This is a genomic window from Streptomyces lienomycini, assembly GCF_027947595.1.
GTDB classification, from domain to species: domain Bacteria; phylum Actinomycetota; class Actinomycetes; order Streptomycetales; family Streptomycetaceae; genus Streptomyces; species Streptomyces lienomycini.
The window spans coordinates 4966163-4986334 of sequence record NZ_CP116257.1; the positions used below are offsets into that span (position 1 = coordinate 4966163).

20 protein-coding genes are annotated in these 20172 nt (G+C 74.8%); 9 read left to right on the top strand and 11 right to left on the bottom strand.

All coding sequences use genetic code 11. The features are described from left to right. Positions 1–14 precede the first annotated feature (14 nt). On the bottom strand, positions 15–1541 hold the full coding sequence (locus BJ961_RS22550) for an FUSC family protein (RefSeq protein WP_271414625.1): 1527 nt from the start codon (positions 1539–1541) through the stop codon (positions 15–17). Positions 1542–1759: 218 nt separating this feature from the next. Here BJ961_RS22550 and BJ961_RS22555 point away from each other — a divergent pair, with 218 nt between their 5' ends. The 3 genes from BJ961_RS22555 (at position 1760) to BJ961_RS22565 (ending at position 3817) form a co-directional block, all read left to right on the top strand. Next, positions 1760–2236 (top strand): Lrp/AsnC family transcriptional regulator, encoded by a 477-nt coding sequence (locus tag BJ961_RS22555; protein WP_271414626.1) that lies wholly within the window; start codon positions 1760–1762, stop codon positions 2234–2236. 29 nt (positions 2237–2265) lie between these two features. Further along, positions 2266–2961 carry an HAD family hydrolase gene (locus tag BJ961_RS22560; protein WP_271414627.1) on the top strand — a complete coding sequence of 232 codons (696 nt, stop codon included), beginning with the start codon at positions 2266–2268 and terminating at the stop codon, positions 2959–2961. 115 nt (positions 2962–3076) lie between these two features. After that, a complete protein-coding gene (locus BJ961_RS22565) occupies positions 3077–3817 on the top strand; it encodes a DUF4142 domain-containing protein (RefSeq protein WP_271414628.1) in 741 nt (246 codons plus the stop codon). A 39-nt stretch (positions 3818–3856) separates the two neighbouring features. Here BJ961_RS22565 and BJ961_RS22570 read toward each other — a convergent pair whose 3' ends face one another. Beyond that, positions 3857–4642 (bottom strand): LysR family substrate-binding domain-containing protein, encoded by a 786-nt coding sequence (locus BJ961_RS22570; protein ID WP_271414629.1) that lies wholly within the window; start codon positions 4640–4642, stop codon positions 3857–3859. Between the two features lie 58 nt (positions 4643–4700). On the opposite strand from BJ961_RS22570, the gene BJ961_RS22575 reads away from it, so the two are divergent. Next, positions 4701–5099 (top strand): DUF5997 family protein, encoded by a 399-nt coding sequence (locus BJ961_RS22575; protein ID WP_271414630.1) that lies wholly within the window; start codon positions 4701–4703, stop codon positions 5097–5099. A 78-nt stretch (positions 5100–5177) separates the two neighbouring features. On the opposite strand, the gene BJ961_RS22580 is transcribed toward BJ961_RS22575, so the two are convergent. The 3 genes from BJ961_RS22580 to BJ961_RS22590 all read right to left on the bottom strand — a co-directional run bounded on the left by BJ961_RS22580 (position 5178) and on the right by BJ961_RS22590 (position 7286). Then, entirely contained in the window at positions 5178–5669 is a 492-nt protein-coding gene (locus tag BJ961_RS22580; RefSeq protein WP_271414631.1) for a DUF1360 domain-containing protein, read from the bottom strand. 47 nt (positions 5670–5716) lie between these two features. After that, a complete protein-coding gene (locus BJ961_RS22585) occupies positions 5717–6103 on the bottom strand; it encodes a DUF2267 domain-containing protein (protein ID WP_271414632.1) in 387 nt (128 codons plus the stop codon). Between the two features lie 82 nt (positions 6104–6185). Further along, complete coding sequence (locus tag BJ961_RS22590; protein WP_408648682.1) at positions 6186–7286, bottom strand: MGDG synthase family glycosyltransferase; 1101 nt, start codon at positions 7284–7286, stop codon at positions 6186–6188. Between the two features lie 239 nt (positions 7287–7525). On the opposite strand from BJ961_RS22590, the gene BJ961_RS22595 reads away from it, so the two are divergent. The 4 genes from BJ961_RS22595 to BJ961_RS22610 all read left to right on the top strand — a co-directional run bounded on the left by BJ961_RS22595 (position 7526) and on the right by BJ961_RS22610 (position 11998). After that, positions 7526–8383 carry an SDR family NAD(P)-dependent oxidoreductase gene (locus BJ961_RS22595; protein WP_271414633.1) on the top strand — a complete coding sequence of 286 codons (858 nt, stop codon included), beginning with the start codon at positions 7526–7528 and terminating at the stop codon, positions 8381–8383. 16 nt (positions 8384–8399) lie between these two features. Next, the gene (locus BJ961_RS22600; protein ID WP_271414634.1) at positions 8400–9299 is read left to right on the top strand and encodes a DMT family transporter; all 900 of its coding nucleotides are present in this window, start codon (positions 8400–8402) and stop codon (positions 9297–9299) included. Positions 9300–9455: 156 nt separating this feature from the next. Then, on the top strand, positions 9456–10220 hold the full coding sequence (locus BJ961_RS22605) for a polysaccharide deacetylase family protein (protein ID WP_271417132.1): 765 nt from the start codon (positions 9456–9458) through the stop codon (positions 10218–10220). After that, positions 10217–11998, top strand: a complete 1782-nt coding sequence (locus BJ961_RS22610) for a glycoside hydrolase family 15 protein (protein WP_271414635.1) — start codon at positions 10217–10219, stop codon at positions 11996–11998. Before BJ961_RS22605 ends, BJ961_RS22610 begins: the two co-directional genes overlap by 4 nt. A gap of 26 nt (positions 11999–12024) precedes the next feature. On the opposite strand, the gene BJ961_RS22615 is transcribed toward BJ961_RS22610, so the two are convergent. The 4 genes from BJ961_RS22615 to BJ961_RS22630 are packed head-to-tail and all read right to left on the bottom strand — an operon-like array spanning position 12025 to position 16889. Continuing rightward, complete coding sequence (locus BJ961_RS22615; RefSeq protein ID WP_271414636.1) at positions 12025–13155, bottom strand: XdhC family protein; 1131 nt, start codon at positions 13153–13155, stop codon at positions 12025–12027. Beyond that, the gene (locus BJ961_RS22620; protein WP_271414637.1) at positions 13148–15298 is read right to left on the bottom strand and encodes a xanthine dehydrogenase family protein molybdopterin-binding subunit; all 2151 of its coding nucleotides are present in this window, start codon (positions 15296–15298) and stop codon (positions 13148–13150) included. Before BJ961_RS22620 ends, BJ961_RS22615 begins: the two co-directional genes overlap by 8 nt. Beyond that, on the bottom strand, positions 15295–16287 hold the full coding sequence (locus BJ961_RS22625; RefSeq protein ID WP_271414638.1) for an FAD binding domain-containing protein: 993 nt from the start codon (positions 16285–16287) through the stop codon (positions 15295–15297). The genes BJ961_RS22620 and BJ961_RS22625 overlap by 4 nt, the downstream gene beginning before the upstream one ends. Next, the gene (locus tag BJ961_RS22630; protein WP_271414639.1) at positions 16284–16889 is read right to left on the bottom strand and encodes a 2Fe-2S iron-sulfur cluster-binding protein; all 606 of its coding nucleotides are present in this window, start codon (positions 16887–16889) and stop codon (positions 16284–16286) included. The genes BJ961_RS22625 and BJ961_RS22630 overlap by 4 nt, the downstream gene beginning before the upstream one ends. A 227-nt stretch (positions 16890–17116) precedes the next feature. Here BJ961_RS22630 and xdhR point away from each other — a divergent pair, with 227 nt between their 5' ends. Continuing rightward, positions 17117–17707 (top strand): purine salvage operon transcriptional regulator XdhR, encoded by a 591-nt coding sequence (gene xdhR, locus BJ961_RS22635; RefSeq protein ID WP_271414640.1) that lies wholly within the window; start codon positions 17117–17119, stop codon positions 17705–17707. On the opposite strand, the gene BJ961_RS22640 is transcribed toward xdhR, so the two are convergent. Both BJ961_RS22640 and BJ961_RS22645 read right to left on the bottom strand, forming a co-directional pair. After that, positions 17670–18461 (bottom strand): response regulator, encoded by a 792-nt coding sequence (locus BJ961_RS22640; RefSeq protein ID WP_271414641.1) that lies wholly within the window; start codon positions 18459–18461, stop codon positions 17670–17672. The two genes, xdhR and BJ961_RS22640, sit on opposite strands and share 38 nt — an antisense overlap. Further along, a complete protein-coding gene (locus BJ961_RS22645; protein ID WP_271414642.1) occupies positions 18458–20104 on the bottom strand; it encodes a sensor histidine kinase in 1647 nt (548 codons plus the stop codon). Before BJ961_RS22645 ends, BJ961_RS22640 begins: the two co-directional genes overlap by 4 nt. Positions 20105–20172 lie beyond the last annotated feature (68 nt).

Below are 20172 nucleotides of genomic sequence, written 5' to 3' on the forward strand. Positions count from 1 at the left end.
CGCGGGGCGGGATGTCAGGCGCCGGCCAGTCGGGAGGCCGAGGACGGGCGCAGGGGTGCGGCGAGTTCGGCGAGGGCGTGCTCCAGGCCATGCAGGTGGGCCAACGCGGGTTCGGCGGCGCGCGGGCCGCCCCCGCGCGCGACGGGGGTACCTCCCGCTCGGGCGAAGCCGGGAGCGGGGGAGGCGCCACCACCGGTGAGTGCCTCGACCGCGGTCTCGACACGCCAGCAGGCGGCGGCCAGCCGCGCGTCGTGCGAGGCCTCGGGGTCGGCGGCGACGGCGACCAGTCCGCGGATCTCCCGGGCGCAGTCGTCGAGCAGGGCGAGGACCCGCCGGGCACGCCGCCTGCGGCCGTACACCGGACTCAGCGGGTGCACGAGCGGGGCGACCGACTGCCGTACCCGGCCGAGCAGCTGCTCCAGTTCGGCCACGCGCGGGGCCGGGTCGGCGCCCTCGGTCCCGGCGAGGCGGGCGGCGGCCTCGGCCGTGCAGGCGTGCACGCAGCGCAGGGCGCGCTGGATCCAGGCGTCGGTGACGGCGTGCGTGGTGACGGGCAGGACGAGGAGCACGGCGAGTGCGGCGCCGAGCGCGCCCACGCCGGTCTCGGCGAGCCGCAGGGCGAGCAGGCCGGGGCTGAGGACGCCGAGGAGCCCGTAGAGCAGCTCGGCGAGCAGGGTGACGCAGAGCATCATCCAGGTGTAGGAGACCGCGGCGGTGTAGAAGATGCCGAAGACGCAGGCGGCGGCGAGCACGGCGGTGGGAACCGGCGCCCCGGCCACCGGGACGGCGATCAGGAGGCCCAGGCCGATGCCGACGACCGTGCCGAGGACCCGGCGGAAGCCGCGTACCAGGGTCTCACCGCGCGAGGTGGTGTTGACGAACACCCACCAGGTGGCGCCGACGGCCCAGTACCAGCGGTCGCCGGACACCAGCTGACCCGCTACCAGGGCGAAACCGGCGCCCGCGGTGGCCTGCACGGCCTGGCGGGTGGTGATGCGGGCGAGCCCGGTCCCGGCGGCCGGTGCGGGGGCGGCGGGCGCGGTCCTGCGGCGCTCGTAGCACCACAGGCCGAAGCGCACCGCCGCGGCGGCGGCCAGGGACAGCAGGACGGCGGCGAACATCTCGGGCAGCCGGCCCGTGGTCGCGTGCAGGAACTGGGCGATGAAGAAGGTCATGAAGGCGAACACACCGAGGCTGTGGCCGCGCGGGCCCCAGCGTCGCGCGTACACGCCCGCGCCGACGACGGCGAGGAAGGTGAGATCGCGGGCCACGGGGTGGCCGTGCAGCGCGGCTGCGGCGGTGAGCACGGGCAGCCCGGCGACCGGCAGCAGCGCGGTGGTGACGGCCTGGCCCCGCACGGTGGCGTCGGTCACGGTGAACAGCGCGAGCAGGGCGGCGAGCCCGCCGATGATCGCGCCGATCAGGGAGGTGCCGGCCAGCCCGCACACCACCACGGCCAGCCCGATGCCGAGGACGGCCCGTGCGGCGAACCGCAGCCGGGACCGTCCCGGGTCCGGGCTCACGAACACCTTCTTCAGCACGGATGACCGCCCCCTCACTCACTCACGCCCACGGGTCCGTAAGTCGCCGCACGCAAAAGGCGCCGCGGGGTCCGCAGCGCCATCGACACGTCTATAGGAGCATCTCTGCCACCAGTGGCTCAACCGAGCGATGACAGAGTGGGCCATTGGTACAGTGATCACGGCATTCACCTGGCCACCGACGAGCCAATGGCCGACGAGAGGGGACCGTACCCGCGATGGCCGTCGACGAACTCGACACCCGCATCCTGCGGCTGCTGCTCCAACAGCCGGGCACCAGCGTGCGCGAGTACGCCCGCCTCCTGGGGGTCGCCCGCGGCACCGTGCAGGCCCGGCTGGACCGCCTGGAGCGCGACGGTGTGATCACCGGTACCGCTCCCTCCCTCTCCCCCGCCGCGCTGGGGCACCCGGTACTCGCCTTCGTGCACATCGAGGTCACCCAGGGCCACCTGGACGAGGTGGGCGAGGCGCTGGCGGCCGTGCCGGAGATCGTCGAGGCGTTCTCCATCACCGGTGGCGGGGACCTGCTGACCCGGGTCGTGGCCCGCGACAACGCCCACCTGGAGGACGTGGTGCAGAAGCTGATCAGCCTGCCCGGGGTGGTCCGCACCCGCAGCGAGGTGGCGCTGCGCGAGCGGGTGCCGCACCGGCTGCTCCCCCTCGTGGAGTCGATCGGGCGCACGGCGCGGAAGTGACCCCCGAGTCCCTTGGCATGCTGGACCCCATGAGCACGCTCAACGGCATCTCGGTCATCTTCGATCTCGACGGAACGCTCGTGGACAGCGAGCCGAACTACTACGAGGCGGGCCGGCGGACCCTCGCCGAGTACGGGGTCCCTGACTTCACCTGGGCCGACCACGAGGCGTACGTGGGCATCAGCACCCGGGAGACGGTGGCCGACTGGAGGCGGCGGTACGGCCTGCGGGCCCCGGTGGAGGAGCTGCTCGCCGTCAAGAACCGGCACTATCTGGACCTGGCCCGCACCTCGGCCCGCGCCTACCCCGAGATGCGGAGCTTCGTCGAGCTGCTGGCGGGCGAGGGCGTGCCGATGGCGGTGGCCTCGGGCTCGTCGCCCGAGGCGATCGACACGATCCTCGCCCGCACCGGCCTCGACGCGCACCTGCGCACCGTCGTCTCGGCCGACGAGGTGGCAGAGGGCAAGCCCGCTCCGGACGTCTTCCTGGAGGCGGCCCGCCGGCTGGGGGCGGACCCGGCCCGCTGCGTGGTCCTGGAGGACGCCGCTCCCGGTGCCGCCGCCGCGCACGCGGCCGGGATGCGCTGCATCGCGATCCCGTACGTCGCGGAGCAGGCCGACGCCCCGGAGTTCGCCACCGCGGGGCTCCTCCTGCGTGGGGGCCAGGAGGAGTTCACCGCGCGGAGGGCGCACGACTGGCTGGTGCGGGAGACACGGGCCGCCTGACCCGGCCGGTCGGTGCCGGCCGACGACACCAAGTCTTTACCCGGGGAGGTGATCAGGGCGCCGCCCGTGTCCGTACCTCCTGGTGTCCGAGCCTGTCCGCGCCCCAGGAGGCACGATGCGCATCACGCGCACCACGGCAGGGACCGCCTTCGTGGCCGGTGCCCTGGTCCTCACCCTCACCGCACTCGCCTACCCGACGATGCTCGGGGTGCGGAACGCGGGCAGCGACCAGGCGAGGATCGTCACCAACACGCGGTACGGGCCGCTCACCGAGCAGGACCGGGACTTCGTGGTGAAGGTGCGCGCCGCGGGGCTGTGGGAGCACCCGCTGGGGCTGATGGCCATGGAGCGGGGGACGACGCCGGAGATGAAGGAGGCCGGCGAGCACCTGGTCGTCGGGCACTCCCGGCTGGACGCGACCTGCCGGAAGATCGCGCCGGAGCTGGGTATCACCCTGCCCAACCTGGCATCCCCGCAGCAGCAGCAGTTCGTGTCGACCGTGGACGGGACCACGGGCAGGCAGTTCGACACCACGGCGGTCAACATCATGCGGATCACGCACGGCCAGATCTTCCCGGCCATCGCCAACATCCGCGCCAACACCAAGAACTCGCTGGTCCGGCAGCTCGCCGACCAGGCCAACGACACCGTCCTGGACCACATCACGGTGCTGGAGAAGACCGGGCTGGTCAACTTCGACCAGGTCAACTTCCAGCAGACCGCCCCGCCGGGCCTGCCCAAGGTGCAGCTCACGCCGCCGGCTCCGCAGCCGGGCGAGCCGGTGCTCTCGCTGACCGCGCCGCCCGGGCTGGACGTCGACACCTCGCCGCCCACGCCGAGTCCGACGGTCCGCTGACGCCCCCGGGGCCGGGCCACCGGGGCGGGGCCGGCGGGGTCAGCGGTGGCGCGGCCTGCCGCCGCGTCCGCCGCCCTTGCCCTTGCCGCCGCTGGCGCCCCTGGCGTTGCCACCGGCGCCGCGCCGGGGTCCGCCGGTCTGCTTCCCGGCCGCCGGTTTGCGCCGGGCGGTGGCCGCCCCGGCGTGCCCGGCCTTCGCGGGCGCCGGGTCGGGCTGCCGCCCCCGGGTGCTGTTGACCGTCCGGCCCCGGACGATGCCGATGAAGTCCTCGACGTGGTCCGTGTGCGCGTCCTCTGGCCAGGACAGGGCCACGCCCGACCCGGGCGCGTCGGTGACCGTGCGGTACGTGAGGTCCTTGCGGTGGTGCAGCCGGGCCAGCGACAGCGGTACGAGCAGCACGCCGATCCCGGCCGCCACCAGCTCGACGGCGTCCGCGGTGGTGGCCGGTCGCTCCAGGGCGGGCCGGCCCGGCAGCCGGTCCCAGCCGAGGACGTCGTCCAGGGGGTGCAGCACGATCTCCTCGGCGAGGTCCTCGACGGACACCTCGTCGGCCGCGGTGACGAGGTGGTCCCTGGGGATCACCACGACCGTGGTCTCGGTGTACAGCGGGATGGCGCTGAGCACGGTCCGGTCGACGGGCAGCCGCACCAGTCCGGCGTCCGCGTCGCCGTCGAGCAGCGCCCCGGCCGCGCCGAGGGCGGGGACCTGGGTCAGGGAGAGGGGGACGTCCGGCAGTCGCTCGTTCCAGATGCGCACCCATTTGTCGGGCGTCACCCCCGGGACGTACGCGAGCCGGAACGAGGGGGTCGCTTCCGAGCCTGTCACCCGGCCAGGTTACCGGGCGTGGTCGGGAGCCGCTCACACGATCGATACCCTTGACGGCATGACGTCGCACCAGAACACCCAGACCATGAAGCCCGCGACCGCGGCGAAGAAGTTGGGTGTGTACCTCGAGGCCGCACCCGCCGAGTTCCGGGAGGGCGTGGTCACGCGCGGCGAACTCAACGCGCTTCAGGCCGACCCGCCCGCGTGGCTGCGCGAACTGCGGCGCGACGGTCCGCACCCGCGTCCGGTGGTGGCGGCCAAGCTGGGCGTCTCCATCGCGGGCCTGCACCGCGGCGGGGTCACCGAGCCGCTCACCACGGAGCAGATCGAGGCGCTGAAGCAGGAGCGCCCGGAGTGGCTGGAGCGGGAGCAGGCGGTCCAGGCGGACGTGCGCAAGGAGGCGGTCCGGGTGAAGAAGCTGCACGCGGAGCGGGCGGAGCGCGCCGAGCGCGACTGACCGGCCCGTCGGCCGCCGCTTCCCCGGTCAGCGGCTCCTCCGCCCCGGAGGTCCGGTGGCCTGCGGGGCTTCGCCCGCTCACTCCTCCGCCTTCTGCGCCGTGAGGCTCCACGCGTACTGCAGCCAGTCCGAGAGCACGACCGCGCTCAGCCCCGCGCACAGCAGCCGTCCCGCCCTGGGGGCGACGGCGTAGGTGCCGACGAGTCCGCCGGCCACCCAGGCGGAGGTGCAGAACGGGCAGGAGATCAGGTCTCCGACGGCGCGGCGCAGACCGGTGCCGCGCCCGGCGTCCATCACCTCGTTGGCGTTGCCCTGACCCTCCCGGCTGGTGAACGGTGCCCGCAGGAAGCTCGTGACCTTGTCCTTGGTCAGCAGCCGGGAGGCCTTGAACGTCGCCGTCCCCAGCAGGGCCACGTCCCAGGCGGGGACGGTCTCCGGCAGCCGGACCCCGCGGCGCCACGCCGTCGCCGCGAACACGGCGGCGCCCGTGGCGAAGGTCGTCGCGAGCGCGGCGTATCCGCCGAGAGGTGTCTCCTCCCCGTCGGTGTAGCGCTGCTCAACGTCCGTCATGGTGCCTCCTCGGGCTCGGTGGGCTGCGGGGTCGCTCCCGGTCGCGCTCAGTGGGGTGCCCGGCCACCGAAGAGGTCGGCGCAGTCCGCGGGCAGCAGTGCCAGCAGGCGATCGACCCGTTCGCGGGGCACCGCTTCGGCGAGGGTGGAGAGCACGGCGCCCGCGTCCCACTCGGCGGTGCGCGGCCGGGCGCCGGTCTGCTGGGCCACCCGGCGCAGGAACTCCTGGCGGCCGAAGGACTCGGGGCGCCCGCGCTCCAGGCGCAGCGCGTCGTCCAGGGGCGCGGGCAGGTCGGAGGCCAGCCGGGCGGCCTCGTCCGGGGTGACGCGGGACGCGACGACCCACAGGACGGCACGGGTGACCTGCTCGGCCTCGTCGTCGCTGTGGAACTCCCCGCGGTCGCGGACCCGGGTCAGGAACTCGTCGAGCCGCACGGCATCGCCTCCTCGCACCGGTTCGCGCTCCGGGGCGGGTTCCCTGCGTCCGGGCGGGGGAAACGGGCGCGTGCTCACCTGCTCACTGCCGTGCGCGGGCGGCGTCGGCGAGGTCGGTCACCCGGGTGAGGACGTCCGCGTTCCCGGTGAACAGGGCGCGTCCGGCGGCGATCCGCCGGCTCCGCTCCCGGCCCGGGGCGGTGAGTCGCCGCAACGCGTCGAGCAGCGCGGTCCCGTCCTCGGCGACCTCCGACACCCCCAGCGCGGCCATCCGCCGGACGCCGTCGGCGCCGTGGCCGGGTATCGGGCGGTGGCCCACCACCGGCAGTCCGGCAGCGAGCGCCTGTACGGCGGTCTGACCGGCCGCGTTGTCGATCAGGGCGCGGGCGGCGTGCAGCAGTCCGGGCATGTCCGTCACCCAGCCCAGGGCGAGGACGCCCGGTGTGCGGGAGAGTTCGCGGCGCAGCCGCCGGTTGTCGCCGCAGAGCACGACCGGCAGGAAGCCGTGGTCCGCCAGGAGCCGGACGGTGGCGTCCAGGCGCGAGCCGACGCCCCAGGCACCGGCGGACAGCACCACGGCGGGACGCCCGCGACCGAGCCGGTCGAACAGCTCCCGCCACTCGGCCGCCCTCGGAGCCGTCGGGGCGTCGGCGAGGTACTCGGGGGCCACGACGGGTCCGCACGTCTCCGCAGGCGTGCCGGTGCTCTCCCGCACCTGGCGTGCCGCGTCCTCGGTGAGGGTCAGGCAGTGGTCGTTGCCGGGGTGCAGCCACTGCCGGTGGATCTCGAAGTCGATCACGAGGACGACGCTGGGCACGGGCAGCAGCCCACGGCCCCGCAGGTGCCCGGTCAGCTGGGCGCCCAGGTGGAAGACCGGCACGACCACGTCCGCGCCCGTGCGCTCGGCCAGCTCGCGCAGCCTTCCGCCGGCGAGCCGGGCCAGGGGCGTGCCGCTGGGGCGGGGTCCCGTGCCGGGGCGCAGGAAGAGGCGGTACAGGGCGGCGTACGCCCACGGGAAGTGGCGTACCGACCCGCGGTAGAAGCGTCTGAGGGCACCGCCCAGGCCGTACGGCAGCAGGGCGAGGACGTCGACGACCTGGGCGTCGCCGCCGCGCTCCCGGGCCCGGCGGACCAGTTCGGCGGCGACCGTGTCGTGGCCCGCGCCCATGCTCGCGCTGATCACCAGCAGACGTCTGCCGTCCCGCGGACCGGGCGGCACACCCGGCGGGCGGGGCGCTGATGAGCTGCGAGGATGCACGGCGCACCAGGTTGCCCGACGGGTAGGTTCCAAACCACCGCACAAGCGGGCGTTTCGGGTGCGCCGTCCCGGGATACTCCGTGACCGCCCGTCCGGCCGGACGCCGGAGTCCGACCGCCCGGTCGGTCGCTTGCCGGTGCCCGCCCCGAGCCAAGGTGGTCTCCATGGTCCATGCGTTCTCCCGCCCCCGGTCCGTCGCGCCCGGGCCGCAGGTCGTCGCCCCCGACGTGGACCGCGCGAGGCCCCGGCGTCACCCCGCCGGCGTCCGGGACACCAGGACCCGCACGGCGCTCGTGACGGGGGCCTCCTCCGGCATCGGCGCGGCCGTGGCCCGCCGGCTGGGTGAGGAGGACGACTGGCGGCTGGTGCTCACCGGACGCGACCCGGTGCGGCTGCGCCGGATCGCCGACGACACGTCGGCCACGGCCTTCGCCGCGGATCTCACCCTGCCGGGCGCCGACCGGCAGCTCACCGACTTCGCGCTGGCCACGACGGGCCGGGTGGACCTGCTGGTGGCCGGAGCCGGTGTGGGCTGGGCCGGGGAGTTCCTGGACATGCCCCCGCACACCATCGACGAGGTCCTCGACATCAACGTGCTGGCCACGCTCCGCCTGGTGCGGCTGCTGCTGCCGGGGATGGTGGCGGCGGGTTCGGGGCGCGTGGTGCTGATCGGATCGCTGGCAGGCAGCGTCGCGGTGCGTGACGAAGCCGTGTACTCGGCCGCCAAGGCCGCGGTCGGTGCCTTCGCCGACTCCCTGCGCTACGAGTTGCGGGGCACCGGCGTGGGGGTCACCCATGTGGTGCCCGGTGTCGTCGACACCCCGTTCTTCGAACGGCGCGGTACCCCCTACCGGCGGTCCAGGCCGCGCCCGGTTCCCCCGGAGCGCGTGGCCGACGCGGTACGCGACGCGGTGGTGCGGGGCCGCGACGAGGTGTACGTGCCCTCCTGGCTGCGGCTGCCCTGCCGGGTGCGTGGGGCGGCTCCGGGTCTGTACCGGCGGCTGGCGGCGCGGTTCGGATGACCGGGAACGCACCGCGGTGAGTGTCCTCACCGTCGTCCTGGCCCTGTTCGCGGCGCTGTCCAACGCTGCGGCGTCGGTGCTGCAGCGCCGGGCCGCGGCACAGGACGAGGACCGGGCGGGGGCCAGGCACACGGCGCTGCGCTCACTGCTGCGGCTGGTGCGCGACCGGTACTGGGTCGGCGGAGCGGCGCTGCTCGCGCTGACGACGGTGCTGCAGGCGGCCGCGCTGGCGGTGGGCAGTCTCGCCGTCGTCCAACCGCTGATGGCCAGCGAACTGCTGTTCACGCTGGTGGTCGGCAGCGCGGTCTTCCACCGGCGTCCGGACTCCCGGACCTGGCTGGCGTTCGCGGCCCTGGCCGTGGGGCTCGCGCTGTTCCTGGGCGCCGCGTCGCCTTCGGCCGGCCACGACACCGCCGCCGCGGGCCGCTGGGCCTGGGCGGGGCTGGCGCTGTTCGTCCTGATCACGGCCTTCGCCTCGATCGGCAGCCTGGTGCACGGTGCGCCCCGCGCCGCGCTGTTCGGGTCGGCGTCGGCGGTGGGGTTCGGCGGCACGGCGGCCCTGCTGAAGGAACTCACCGGACGGCTTTCGCAGGGCGTGGGCGAGGTGCTGACCCAGTGGCCGCCGTACGCCACGGCGGTGGTCGGCGTGGTCAGCTTCCTGCTGTTGCAGAGCGCCCTGCGGGCGGGGACCCTCGCGGCCTCGCAGCCCGCGCTGACCCTCGGCGACGCGCTGACCAGCGTCGCTCTGGGCTGGGCCCTGTTCGGCGAGGAGATCCTGCTCGGGGTGCGGGTGCTGCCCGAGCTGCTCGGCGTCGCACTGATCGGCCTCGGGAGCATCGGGCTGGCCCGGGCACCGTCGGTCCACGGCGCCTGGGACACCGCCCCGGCGGCGCGGGACGGACCCGGGCGCGGGTGAGGCGGCGAGCGGCCGCACGCGGGCGGGGAGAGGACGAACGGACAGAGCACCGGGACAGAGCACACCGAAGGACCGGAGGCACCACGGATGCGTCAGACGTCCCACGCCGGACGGACGGCGGTCACCGCCCGACCCGGGCTGCACACCGGAGTGGCGGTGTACGCCGTCGCCCCGGTGCTCGCCGCCGCACTGGCCCACGTCGGGCCGGCCGCGACCTGGCTGCCGGGGCTGCGCCGGCGCCGGTTCCCGGGGCTGGCCGGGCAGGGCAGTCCCGGCCATGTCGCGCTGACCTTCGACGACGGGCCCGATCCGGCGTCCACACCGCACTTCCTCGACGTACTGGACGGGCTCGGGGTACGGGCGACGTTCTTCGTGCTGGGCGAGAACGCCGCACGGCACCCCGCACTGGCCCGTGAGCTGGTCCGGCGCGGGCACGAGATCGCCGTCCACGGCTGGGCCCACGACCGGCCCTGGCGGCCGTCGCCGACGCGGGATACGCGCGATCTGGAGCGGGCCGTCCAGGTGGTGGGCGAGGCCGCCGGCCGTGCCCCGTACTGGTACCGGCCGCCCTACGGCATCCTCACCTCCGGACGCTGGGCGGCCGCCCGCCGGGCCGGGCTGCGGACGGTGCTGTGGACGGCGTGGGGCAAGGACTGGCGACAGGACGCCACGCCCGCCTCGGTCCGCGCGACCGTCGCCGCGGACCTGCGCGGCGGCGGCACGGTCCTCCTCCACGACACCGACCACGCCTCCGCCCCGGGCAGCTGGCGGGCCGCGCTCGGCGCCCTGCCCGGCATCGTCCGCGACTGCCGCGGGGCGGGGCTGGCGGTGGGCCCGCTGGGCGAGCACGGGCTGGGCGGCGGCCGCGCCGGGGACGCCTCCGTTTCGGCCACCGGCGCCGGGATAGCCGTAGCGTCATGAAGGACAAGGACAGCGACGATCAGCACACGGCGGCACCGGACATGTCCTGCCCTCCCTGGGCGCTGCGCGAGTACGCCGTGCTCGCCGACGGCGAGCGGGGGGCGGTCCTGGATCCGCGGGGCAGGATCGTGTGGCTGTGCGCCCCGCGGTGGCACGACGACGCGGTGTTCTCCGCGCTGATCGGCGGAGCCGGCCACTTCACCGTGGAGCCCGCGGATCCCTGGCACGTCTGGGGCGGCTCCTACGAGGAGGGCACGCTGATCCGGATCAGCCGGTGGGTGACCGCCGACTGCGTGATCGAGTGCCGTGAGGCCCTGGCCCTGCCGGCCCGCACCGACCGGCTCGTGCTGCTGCGCCGCATGCGGGTGGAGCGGGGCGAGGCACGGCTGAACCTGGACCTGGACCCGCGGCCCGGGTTCGGGGCGGCCCGGATGCGCGATCCCCGGCAGGAGCACGGGGTGTGGACCGCCGAGGCGGCGGGGCTGCGGATGCGGCTCGCCGGGGCCCCGGACGCGGTGTGGCGGGACGGGGCCGGGCTGTGCGGCGAGTTCCGGCTGCGTGAGGGCGAGACGCACGACCTGGTACTGGAGCTGTCCGAAGGACGGGAGGGCGAACCGCTCGACGCCGACGCGTTGTGGCGGGCCACGGAACGGGAGTGGCGGCGGGCCGTCCCGGACTGCTCGCGGCTGGTCGCGCCCCGCGACGCCAAGCACGCGTACGCCGTGCTGCACGGGCTGACCAGCGTCTCGGGCGGCATGGTCGCCGCCGCCACGACGTCCCTGCCGGAGCGGGCCAACAGCGGCCGCAACTACGACTACCGCTACGCGTGGCTGCGCGACCAGTGCTACGCCGGTCTCGCGGTCGCCGCGCACGGGCCCCACCCTCTGGTCGACGACGCGGTCCGCTTCGTCGCCGAGCGCATCCTCGCCGACGGCGACGGGGTGCGCCCGGCCTACACGGTCGACGGGCGGCCCGTCGGGGAGCAGCGCTCACTGCGGCTGCCCGGCTACCCCGGCGGCACCGACCACGTCGGCAACGACGCGGGTGCCCAGTTCCAGCTGGACACCTTCGGTGAGGCGTTGCAGCTGTTCGCCGCGGCGGCCGCGCACGACCGGCTGACCAAGGAGGCGGAACGGGCCGCGCTCGTCGCCGTCGACGTCGTCGAGCAGCGGTGGCCGAAGCCGGAGGCCGGTCTGTGGGAGCTGGAGGACCGGTGGTGGACGCACTCCCGGCTGAGCGTGGTGTGCGGTCTGCGGCGGATGGCCGAGGTGCTGCCCGGACCCGCGGGACGCCGCTGCGCAGACCTCGCCGAGACCGTGCTGCGGGAGACTCGGCGCCGGTGTCTGCGGGACGACGGCCGCTGGCGGCGGGCCGAGGACGACGACGGGCCCGAGGCCGCGCTGCTGGTGCCGATGGCCCGTGGCTGCTCCTTCGGCGACGGCGACGGAGCGGCCACCCGCGAGTACGTCGAGTCCCGGCTGACCGAGGACGGGTACCTGTTCCGCTTCGAGCATCCGGGGGCTTCGCTGGGCGAGGCGGAGGGTGCCTTCCTGCTCTGCGGCTTCACGATGGCGCTCGCCACGCACCGGGTCGGCGACCGGGTCGGCGCGTTCCGCTGGTTCGAGCGCACCCGGGCGGCCTGCGGACCGCCCGGGCTGTTCGCCGAGGAGTACGACGTGCGCCAGCGCCAGTTGCGCGGCAATCTTCCGCAGGCCTTCGTGCACGCCATGATGCTGGAGTGCTCGGTCCGGCTGGCCGGCGAGTCGGCGCTGCCCTGACCCCGGCGGCGTCCCCGACCCGCCCCTCAGGCGGCCGCACCCGTCAGGTCCCGGTGGATCGGTGCCGCCCCGCCCGTGAGCGGGACGCCCGTTCCGCCGCGGCGGGCCGCGACGATCTCCGCCGCGATGGACAGCGCCGTCTCCTCGGGGGTCCGGGCGCCGAGGTCCAGGCCGATCGGTGAGCGCAGCCGCGAGAGCTCGTCCTCGGTCAGGCCCGCCTCGCGCAGCCGTCGGTCGCGGTCCTCGTGGGTGCGGCGCGAGCCCATCGCGCCGACGAACGCGACCGGCATGCGCAGCGCCTCCGTCAGCAGCGGCACGTCGAACTTCGCGTCGTGGGTGAGGACGCACAGCACCGTGCGTGCGTCGGTGCGGGTCTGCCGCAGGTAGCGGTGCGGCCAGTCGACGACGACCTCGTCGGCCTCCGGGAAGCGGGCCGGTGTGGCGAAGACGGGCCGGGCGTCGCACACGGTGACGTGATGGCCGAGGAACTTCCCGGCCCGCACCAGCGCCGCGGCGAAGTCGACGGCACCGAAGACGATCATGCGGGGCGGTGGCACGCTGCACTCTACGAGCAGGGTGAGCCCGCCGGGGCAGTGCGAGCCGTCCTCCGAGAGCCCGACCGTCGCGGTGCGTCCGACGTCCAGCAGGGCGCCCGCCTCGGCGGCCGCGGTGCGGTCCAGGTCGGGGTGGCCGCCGAGCCCGCCCTCGTGGGTGCCGTCGGGACGGACCAGCAGTGCCCGGCCCAGGAGGTCGGACGGGCCCTGGACGACCCGTGCGAGGGCGGCGGTTCCGCCCCGGGCGGCGGTCGACAGCGCCGCCCGGAGCACCTCCCGCGACGGCGCGTGCGCGCCGACCGGCGTGACCAGTACGTCGATGATTCCGCCGCAGGTCAGGCCGACCGCGAAGGCGTCCTCGTCGCTGTAGCCGAACCGCCTGCGCACGCTCTCGCCGCTGTGCAGGGCGTCGGTGCACAGCTCGTACACGGCGCCCTCCACGCAGCCGCCGGAGACCGAGCCGATCACCGTGCCGTCGCTGTCGACGGCGAGGGCGGCGCCGGGCCCGCGCGGTGCGCTGCCGCCGACGGAGACGACGGTGGCGACCGCGAACTCCCGGCCGTCCGCGAGCCAGCGGTTCAGCTCGTCGGCGATGTCAAGCATCCGTGCCGTCCCCGGCCGTGGGCGCCCCCGCCGACAGCACCCGGTCGGGCCGGATCGGCAGGTTTCGGTGACGGACTCCGGTGGCGTGCCGGACGGCGTTGGCGACGGCCGCCGCGGCCCCCACGATGCCGATCTCGCCAACGCCCTTGATGCCCACCGGGTCGTCCGGGTCGGGGTCGTCCACCCAGTCGGCCTGGACGTCGCCCACGTCGGCGTTGGTGGCCACGTGGTAGCCGGCGAGGTCGGGGGCATAGAGGCCGCCGCTCGTCCGGTCCCGTACGGCTTCCTCGTGCAGGGCCATGGAGATGCCCCAGACCATGCCGCCGACGAGCTGGTTGCGGGCGGTGAGCGGGTTGACGATCCGGCCCGCGGCGAAGATGCCGAGCATGCGGCGCACCCGTACCTCGCCGGTGGCGGTGTCCACGGCGACCTCGGCGAACTGCGCTCCGAAGGAGTGCCGTTCCTTCTGCGCGAGGCCGCCGAGGGCCTCGGTGGTGTCGGACCGCACGGTGATGCCCTCGGCGGGGATGTCGGTGCTGAGGGCGAGGCGCTCCCGCAGTTCGGCGGCGCCCGCGGTGATCGCCCATGCCCATGAGCGCGTGCCCATCGAGCCGCCCGCGATCATCGCCGGTCCGAAGTCGCTGTCCCCGATACGGACCCGGACCCGCTCGGGCGTGACCTCCAGCGCGTCGGCGGCGACCAGGGTGAGCGCGGTGCGGGCGCCGGTGCCGATGTCGGCGGCGGCGATCCGCACGGTGAAGGTCCCGTCCGCCTCGGCGGTCAGCAGGGCCGTGGAAGGTCCGGCGCCGGAGGGGAAGGAGGCCGCGGCCGTCCCGGTGCCGAGCAGCCAGCGCCCGTCGCGGCGTACCCCGGGACGTGGGTCGCGGTCCGCCCAGCCGAACCGGCGGGCGCCCTCGCGGAAGCAGGCGGCCAGGTTGCGGCTGCTGAAGGGCTGTCCGGAGACCGGCCCGGTCTCGGGCTCGTTGCGCAGCCGCAGTTCGATCGGGTCGAGGCCGCAGCGCTCGGCGAGTTCGTCGAGCGCCGACTCGATGGCGAAGGAGCCCGGCGCCTCGCCCGGCGCCCGCATGAAGGTCGGCGACGGCACGTCGAGGCGTACCACGTGGTTGGCCGTGCGGTGCGCGTCCGCGTCGTACATGATCCGCGCGACACCGGCGCCGGGCTCGACGAACTCGTACACGGTGGACGTCTGGTTCAGCGAGCGGTGCTCCAGGGCGCGCAGCCGGCCGTCGGCGTCGGCGCCGAGCCGCACGCGCTGGGCGGTGGGGCTGCGGTACCCGGCGAGGGAGAACATCTGGCGCCTCGTCATGACCACCCGCACCGGGCGCTGCAGCTCGGTGGCGGCCATCACGGCGGCGACCTGGTGGGCGCGCAGGCCCTTGCTGCCGAAGCCGCCGCCGATGTGTTCGGAACGCACCCGCACCGCGGACTCGTCGAGGGAGAACATCTTCGCCAGCTCGGTCTGGACCCAGGTGGTGCCCTGGTTGGAGTCGACGACCTCGAGTCGGCCGCCGTCCCAGCGGGCCGTGGCGGCGTGCGGCTCCATCATGCTGTGGTGCTCTTCGGGGGTGGTGTACTCCTCGTCCACCACGACGGCGGACGCGGCGAGTCCCGCCGCCAGGTCGCCCTTCTCGGTCTCGGCCGGCATGTGCCCGTCGGCCGGGTAGGCGGCGGGGTGGTCGGCGACGAGTGTGATGTCGTGCGGTTCCTGGTCGTAGGTGACGACGAGGGCCTCGGCGGCCTCCCGCGCCTGCTCCGGCGTCCCGGCGACGACGAGGGCGACGGGCCAGCCGGAATGCGGCACCCGGTCGTGCTGGAAGACGGCGGAGGTCGGGTCCGGCGGGATGCCCAGCAGGCCGATGTAGTCGGTGTCGACGCGCGGGGCGTTGCCGTGGTGCAGGACGGCGAGCACACCGGGCATGGCGAGGACGGGCTCGGTCTCGATGGCGCGGACGCGGCCGCGTGCGACGGTCGACAGCACCAGCCAGCCGTGCGCGAGGTCGGCGAAGGGGATCTCGCCGGCGTAGCGGGCCGCTCCGGTCACCTTGTCGCGGCCCTCGACGCGCGTGTGCGCGGTGCCGACGGCGCCGCCGGCCGTCGTGGGGCCGGTCGTGGCGGTGGTCATCGGGCGGCCTCCTCGGCGAGTTCGGTCAGGACGGCCACCACGAGGTTGCGCATGAGGGTCACCTTGTATCCGTTGTCGGGCAGCGGCCTCGCGGCCGCGAGTTCGGCGTCCGCGGCGGCGGCGAAGGTCTCGCCGTCGGCCGGTGCACCGGCCAGGACGGCCTCGGCCGCGCGGGCCCGCCAGGGCCGCGAGGCGACCGCACCGAGGGCCAGCCGGGCCTCGCGTACGATGCCGTCCTCGATGTCGAGCGCGGCGGCGACCGAGCCGATCGCGAAGGCGTACGAGGCGCGCTCGCGCACCTTGCGGTAGCGGGAGCGGGCGGCGACCGGGGCGGCCGGCAGGGTGACGCCGGTGATCAGCGCGCCGGGCGGCAGGGCGGTCTCCCGGTGCGGGGTGTCCGCCACGGGGAGGTAGAAGTCGGCGAGCGGCGACTCGCCCGGTCCGTCGAGGGTTTCGTAGGTGACGACGGCGTCGAACGCGGCGAGGGCCACGCCCATGTCCGAGGGGTGTACGGCCACGCAGTGGTCGGAGGCGCCCAGGACGGCGTGGTTGTGGTGCTCGCCCGTGATCGCGGAGCAGCCGCTGCCGGGGGCCCGCTTGTTGCAGGGCCTGCTCAGGTCGGTGAAGTAGCCGCAGCGGGTGCGCTGGAGGAGGTTGCCGCCGACGGTCGCCATGTTGCGCAGCTGTCCGGAGGCGCCGGCCAGGACCGCCTGGGCCAGCGCCGGGTAGCGGCGGCGCACCTCGGGGTGGGCGGCGAGGTCGCTGTTGGTGACGGTGGCACCGATGCGCAGGCCGCCGCCGGAGGTCTCCTCGACGCGGTCCAGGGGGAGTTCACGGACGTCGACGAGCCGGGCCGGGCGTTCGACGCCGGTCTTCATGAGGTCGACGAGGTTGGTGCCGCCGCCGAGGAAGCGGGCGTCCGGGTCGGCGCCGAGCAGCGCCACCGCGCCGGAGACGTCCTCGGCACGCTGGTATGCGAACTCCCTCATGCCGCCGTCTCCTTCACCGTCTCGGCCGGTTCTCCGGCGCCGTCGTCGTCCCGGGCCGCGGCCTCGTGGGCCTCGGCCGCGCGGGCGACCGCCTGGACGATGGAGACGTAGGCACCGCAGCGGCACAGATTGCCGCTCATCCGTTCGCGGATCTCGTCCGGCGTCAGGGGTGGCGGGCCTGCCTCGGGCCGAACGTCCTCGGTGGCGGCACTGGGCCAGCCCGCCGCGTGCTCCTCGATGACGGCGATCGCCGAGCAGATCTGACCCGGGGTGCAGTAGCCGCACTGGTAGCCGTCGGCGTCGAGGAATGCCTGCTGCACCGGGTGCAGCCGGTCGCCCGCGGCCATGCCCTCGATGGTGGTGATCTCGCGTCCCTCGGCGGCGACGGCGAGGTTCAGGCAGGAGACGGTGCGACGCCCGTCGACCAGGACGGTGCAGGCGCCGCACTGTCCCTGGTCGCAGCCCTTCTTGGTCCCGGTGAGATCGAGGCGCTCGCGCAGGGCGTCGAGCAGGGTGGTGCGGTGGTCGACGGTCAGCTGGTGCTTCTCGCCGTTGATGTTCAGGATGACGGCGCTGGACGTCGACGAGAGTGCTGGGGCCATGATCAGCCTTCTTTGGTGTCTGGTGACAGCGGGATGTCTTGACAGGGAGAAACGGGCTGTAGGCAGTGGGGGTCATTCGCGGCCGGTCGACCACCGGCCGGTCCACGTGGCCGCGTCCGCCGCTAGACTGGACGGGCAACCGGACAACTGTCCGCTCACCGAGAACGTAACGGACAGCTGTCCGCTTAGCAAGGTCGGGATTCGGCCACAACCCGGAAGGGGGACGAGTGCCGCAGCCGAAGAGGGACAAGCCGGACACTCCCCTGCGCTCGGACGCCCAGCGCAACCGCGAGCGCATCCTGGCAGTGGCCACGGAAGAACTGACGCACTGCGCGAACGCGCCGTTGAGCGCCATCGCCAAGAAGGCGGGGGTCGGGCAGGGCACCTTCTACCGCAACTTCCCGAACCGTGAGGCACTCGTCCTGGAGATCTACCGCCACGGGATGCAGCAGGTGGCCCAGGCCGCGCCCGAGATGCTGGCCACCCGGGAACCCGATCTGGCGCTGCGCGAATGGATGGACCGCCTCGCCGAGTTCGCCATGACCAAGGCCGGTCTGGCGGACGCGATCCGGCTGGTCACCAGCGCACCCGGGGCGCCGGAGAAGCCGCGCCCCACCCCGCTGGAGGAGGCGGCGGAGCTTCTGCTCCGTGCCAACGACGAGGCCGGCACGATCCGGCCCGGAGTGACCGGGGACGACTTCTTCCTCGTCCTCGGCGGTCTGTGGCTGATCAGTCCCGGCGAGGACCGGCAGCCGAGGGTCACCCGGTTCCTGGACTTCGTCATGGACGGGCTGCGGGCGGGAGCGCCAGGCCGGTGACGGCTCCCCGGAAGCGGTAGCGGCGTTCGGGCCGGCCCGCCACGCCGTAGCGCAGCGAGACGTCCGCGCTGCCGACGGTGTGGAAGTGCTCCAGGTACCGGCGGGCACTGACCCGGGAGACGCCGGTCAGCGCCGCGCACTCGCTGGCGGACAGGGTGCCGTCCGCCTCCCGGAGCGTGCGCTCGACCAGTTCGGCGGTCTCCACGCTCATGCCCTTGGGCAGCGCGGGGGCGGTGGCGGCCTGCGCGGCGGCTCCGGCCAGTACCCGGTCGACGTCGGCCTGGCTGCGTACGACGGTGCCGAGCAGCCGGCCCCGTTGGACGGCGTAGCGTTCCAGGCGGATCCTCAGGTCCTCGAACTCGAACGGTTTGAGCAGGTAGTCGACGACCCCGTGCCGCACGGCGCCGCGCACCGCGTCCGCCTCGCGGGCCGCGCTGATCACCATGACGTCGCAGTCGTGGCCCGCGGCACGCAGCCGGGGTATGACGTCGAGGCCGAAGACGTCCGGCAGGTACAGGTCGAGCAGGACCAGGTCGGGGCGCAGTTCCCCGACGGCGTCGAGTGCCTGCTCCCCGGTACCGGCGACCCCGAGGACCCGGAAGGGCTCGACCCGTTCGACGAACGCGCGGTGGACGCGGGCCACCATGAAGTCGTCGTCGACCACGAGTACGCCGATCGGCCCGGCGCCACGGGGTGCCGCCCGGGTCGCGGGGGTCGGGGCGGTCGCGTCGGACGTGCCGCTCGTAGCCGTCATGGTGCTGCTCCTTCCGCCACCGCGTCGGTGAGGTGGCTGACGGTCATGCGTGCGGTGAACACGGCCCCCTCGGGGGTGTTGGTCACCGAGATCTCACCGCCGTGACGTTCGCAGACGAGCCGGGTCAGCGCCAGGCCGATGCCGCGCTCGCCCTGCCGGGCGGCCTTGGTGGTGAAGCCGTGGGAGAAGACCTCCCGGGCCAGTTCGGGTGCGACGCCGGGCCCGGAGTCGCGGACCACGATCTCCACGCTGGCGGCGTCCTGCCGCAGTTCGACCTCGACCCATGGCTCGTGCTCGTCGCCGGGGGCCGCGGCGGCGTCGACCGCGTTGTCGACGAGGTTGCCGACCACCGTCGCCACGTCGGCGGCGTCCTCCGGGGCCAGCCGGTCCAGCGCCGTACGGTCCGACACGCGCAGCGCGACCCTGCGCTCGGCCGCCAGGGACGCCTTCGCCGTGATCAGCGCGGCCACGGCGGTGTCCCGGACCCGGCGGCTCAGGGTGACGTCCAGGGACTGGCGGCGCCGGCTGAGTCCGCGGACGTAGCGCACCACCTCGTCCTGTTCGCCGATCTGGATGAGTCCGGAGATGGTGTGCAACTGGTTGGCGAACTCGTGGGCCTGGGCGCGCAGCAGCTCGGAGGTGCTGCGGAAGGAACCGATCTCCCGCTCCAGGCGGGCCAGTTCGGTGCGGTCGCGCAGGGTGGTGACGGAGCCGAGCGGGCGGCCGTCCTTGGCGACGGTCATGCGGTTCATGACCAGGACCCGCCCGTGGCGGACGACGACCTCGTCGCGCGGCTCGGCCGCTTCGGGCGTGGCACCGGCCAGGACGTCGCGCAGCCGCCCGTCGATGCCGAGGCCGTCCAGGCTCTGGCCCACGCAGTCGGCGGGCAGGTCGAGCAGACGCCGGCCCATCTCGTTGACCAGGGTGAGCCGGTGGTGCGGGTCGAGGGCCACGACGCCTTCGGCGATGCCGTAGAGCATGGCCTCCCGGTGCTCGGCGAGGCCCGCGATCTCGCGCGGTTCCAGGCCGAGGGTCTGCCGCTTGACGCGCCGGGCCAGCAGCCAGGAACCGGCCACGCCGAGGCCGCTGGCGATGCCGAGGTAGGCCAGGAGGTAGGAGGAGGCGCCGCTGAGTCGCTGCCACACCGTCGGGTCTGCCTCGCCGACCATCACCGTGCCGAGGTGGTGGCCGAGGGCCCGCCGGGTGGCACCGATCACCGGGACCTGGGCGACGAGTTCCCGGCCGCCCTGCACGGTCAGCGGCCCCGACCAGCCGCTCGCGGCACCGGCGCCCGCGCCGCGCGGCAGCCGGCCGCCGATCAGCGTGGGGTCGGTGGAGCTGACGACGCGGCCGTCGGCGTCGGCGACGGTGACGGAGGTGACGCCGGACTGGGTCTGCGTGGAGTTCACCAGCGGGGCGAGGGCCTCCTGCGGCACGGGGCTCAGCAGCTGGCTGCGGACCAGCGGCGTGGCGGCCAGCTGTTCGGCGAGGGCGGTGACGCGGCGGCCTTCGACGCGGTTGAAGGTCGCCTCGGACTGGGCGAGCGAGACGGCGGCGACCGCGAGCAGGACGACCACGACGATGGCGAGCTGGAGGACCAGCATCTCGCCCGCGAGGGTCTGACGGCGGAAGGTGGGGGCCACGGCTGACTCGTTCTCGGCTCACGGGGGGGGCGGGGGTGCCGGGTCGCCATCATGGCGCCCACCTGCGG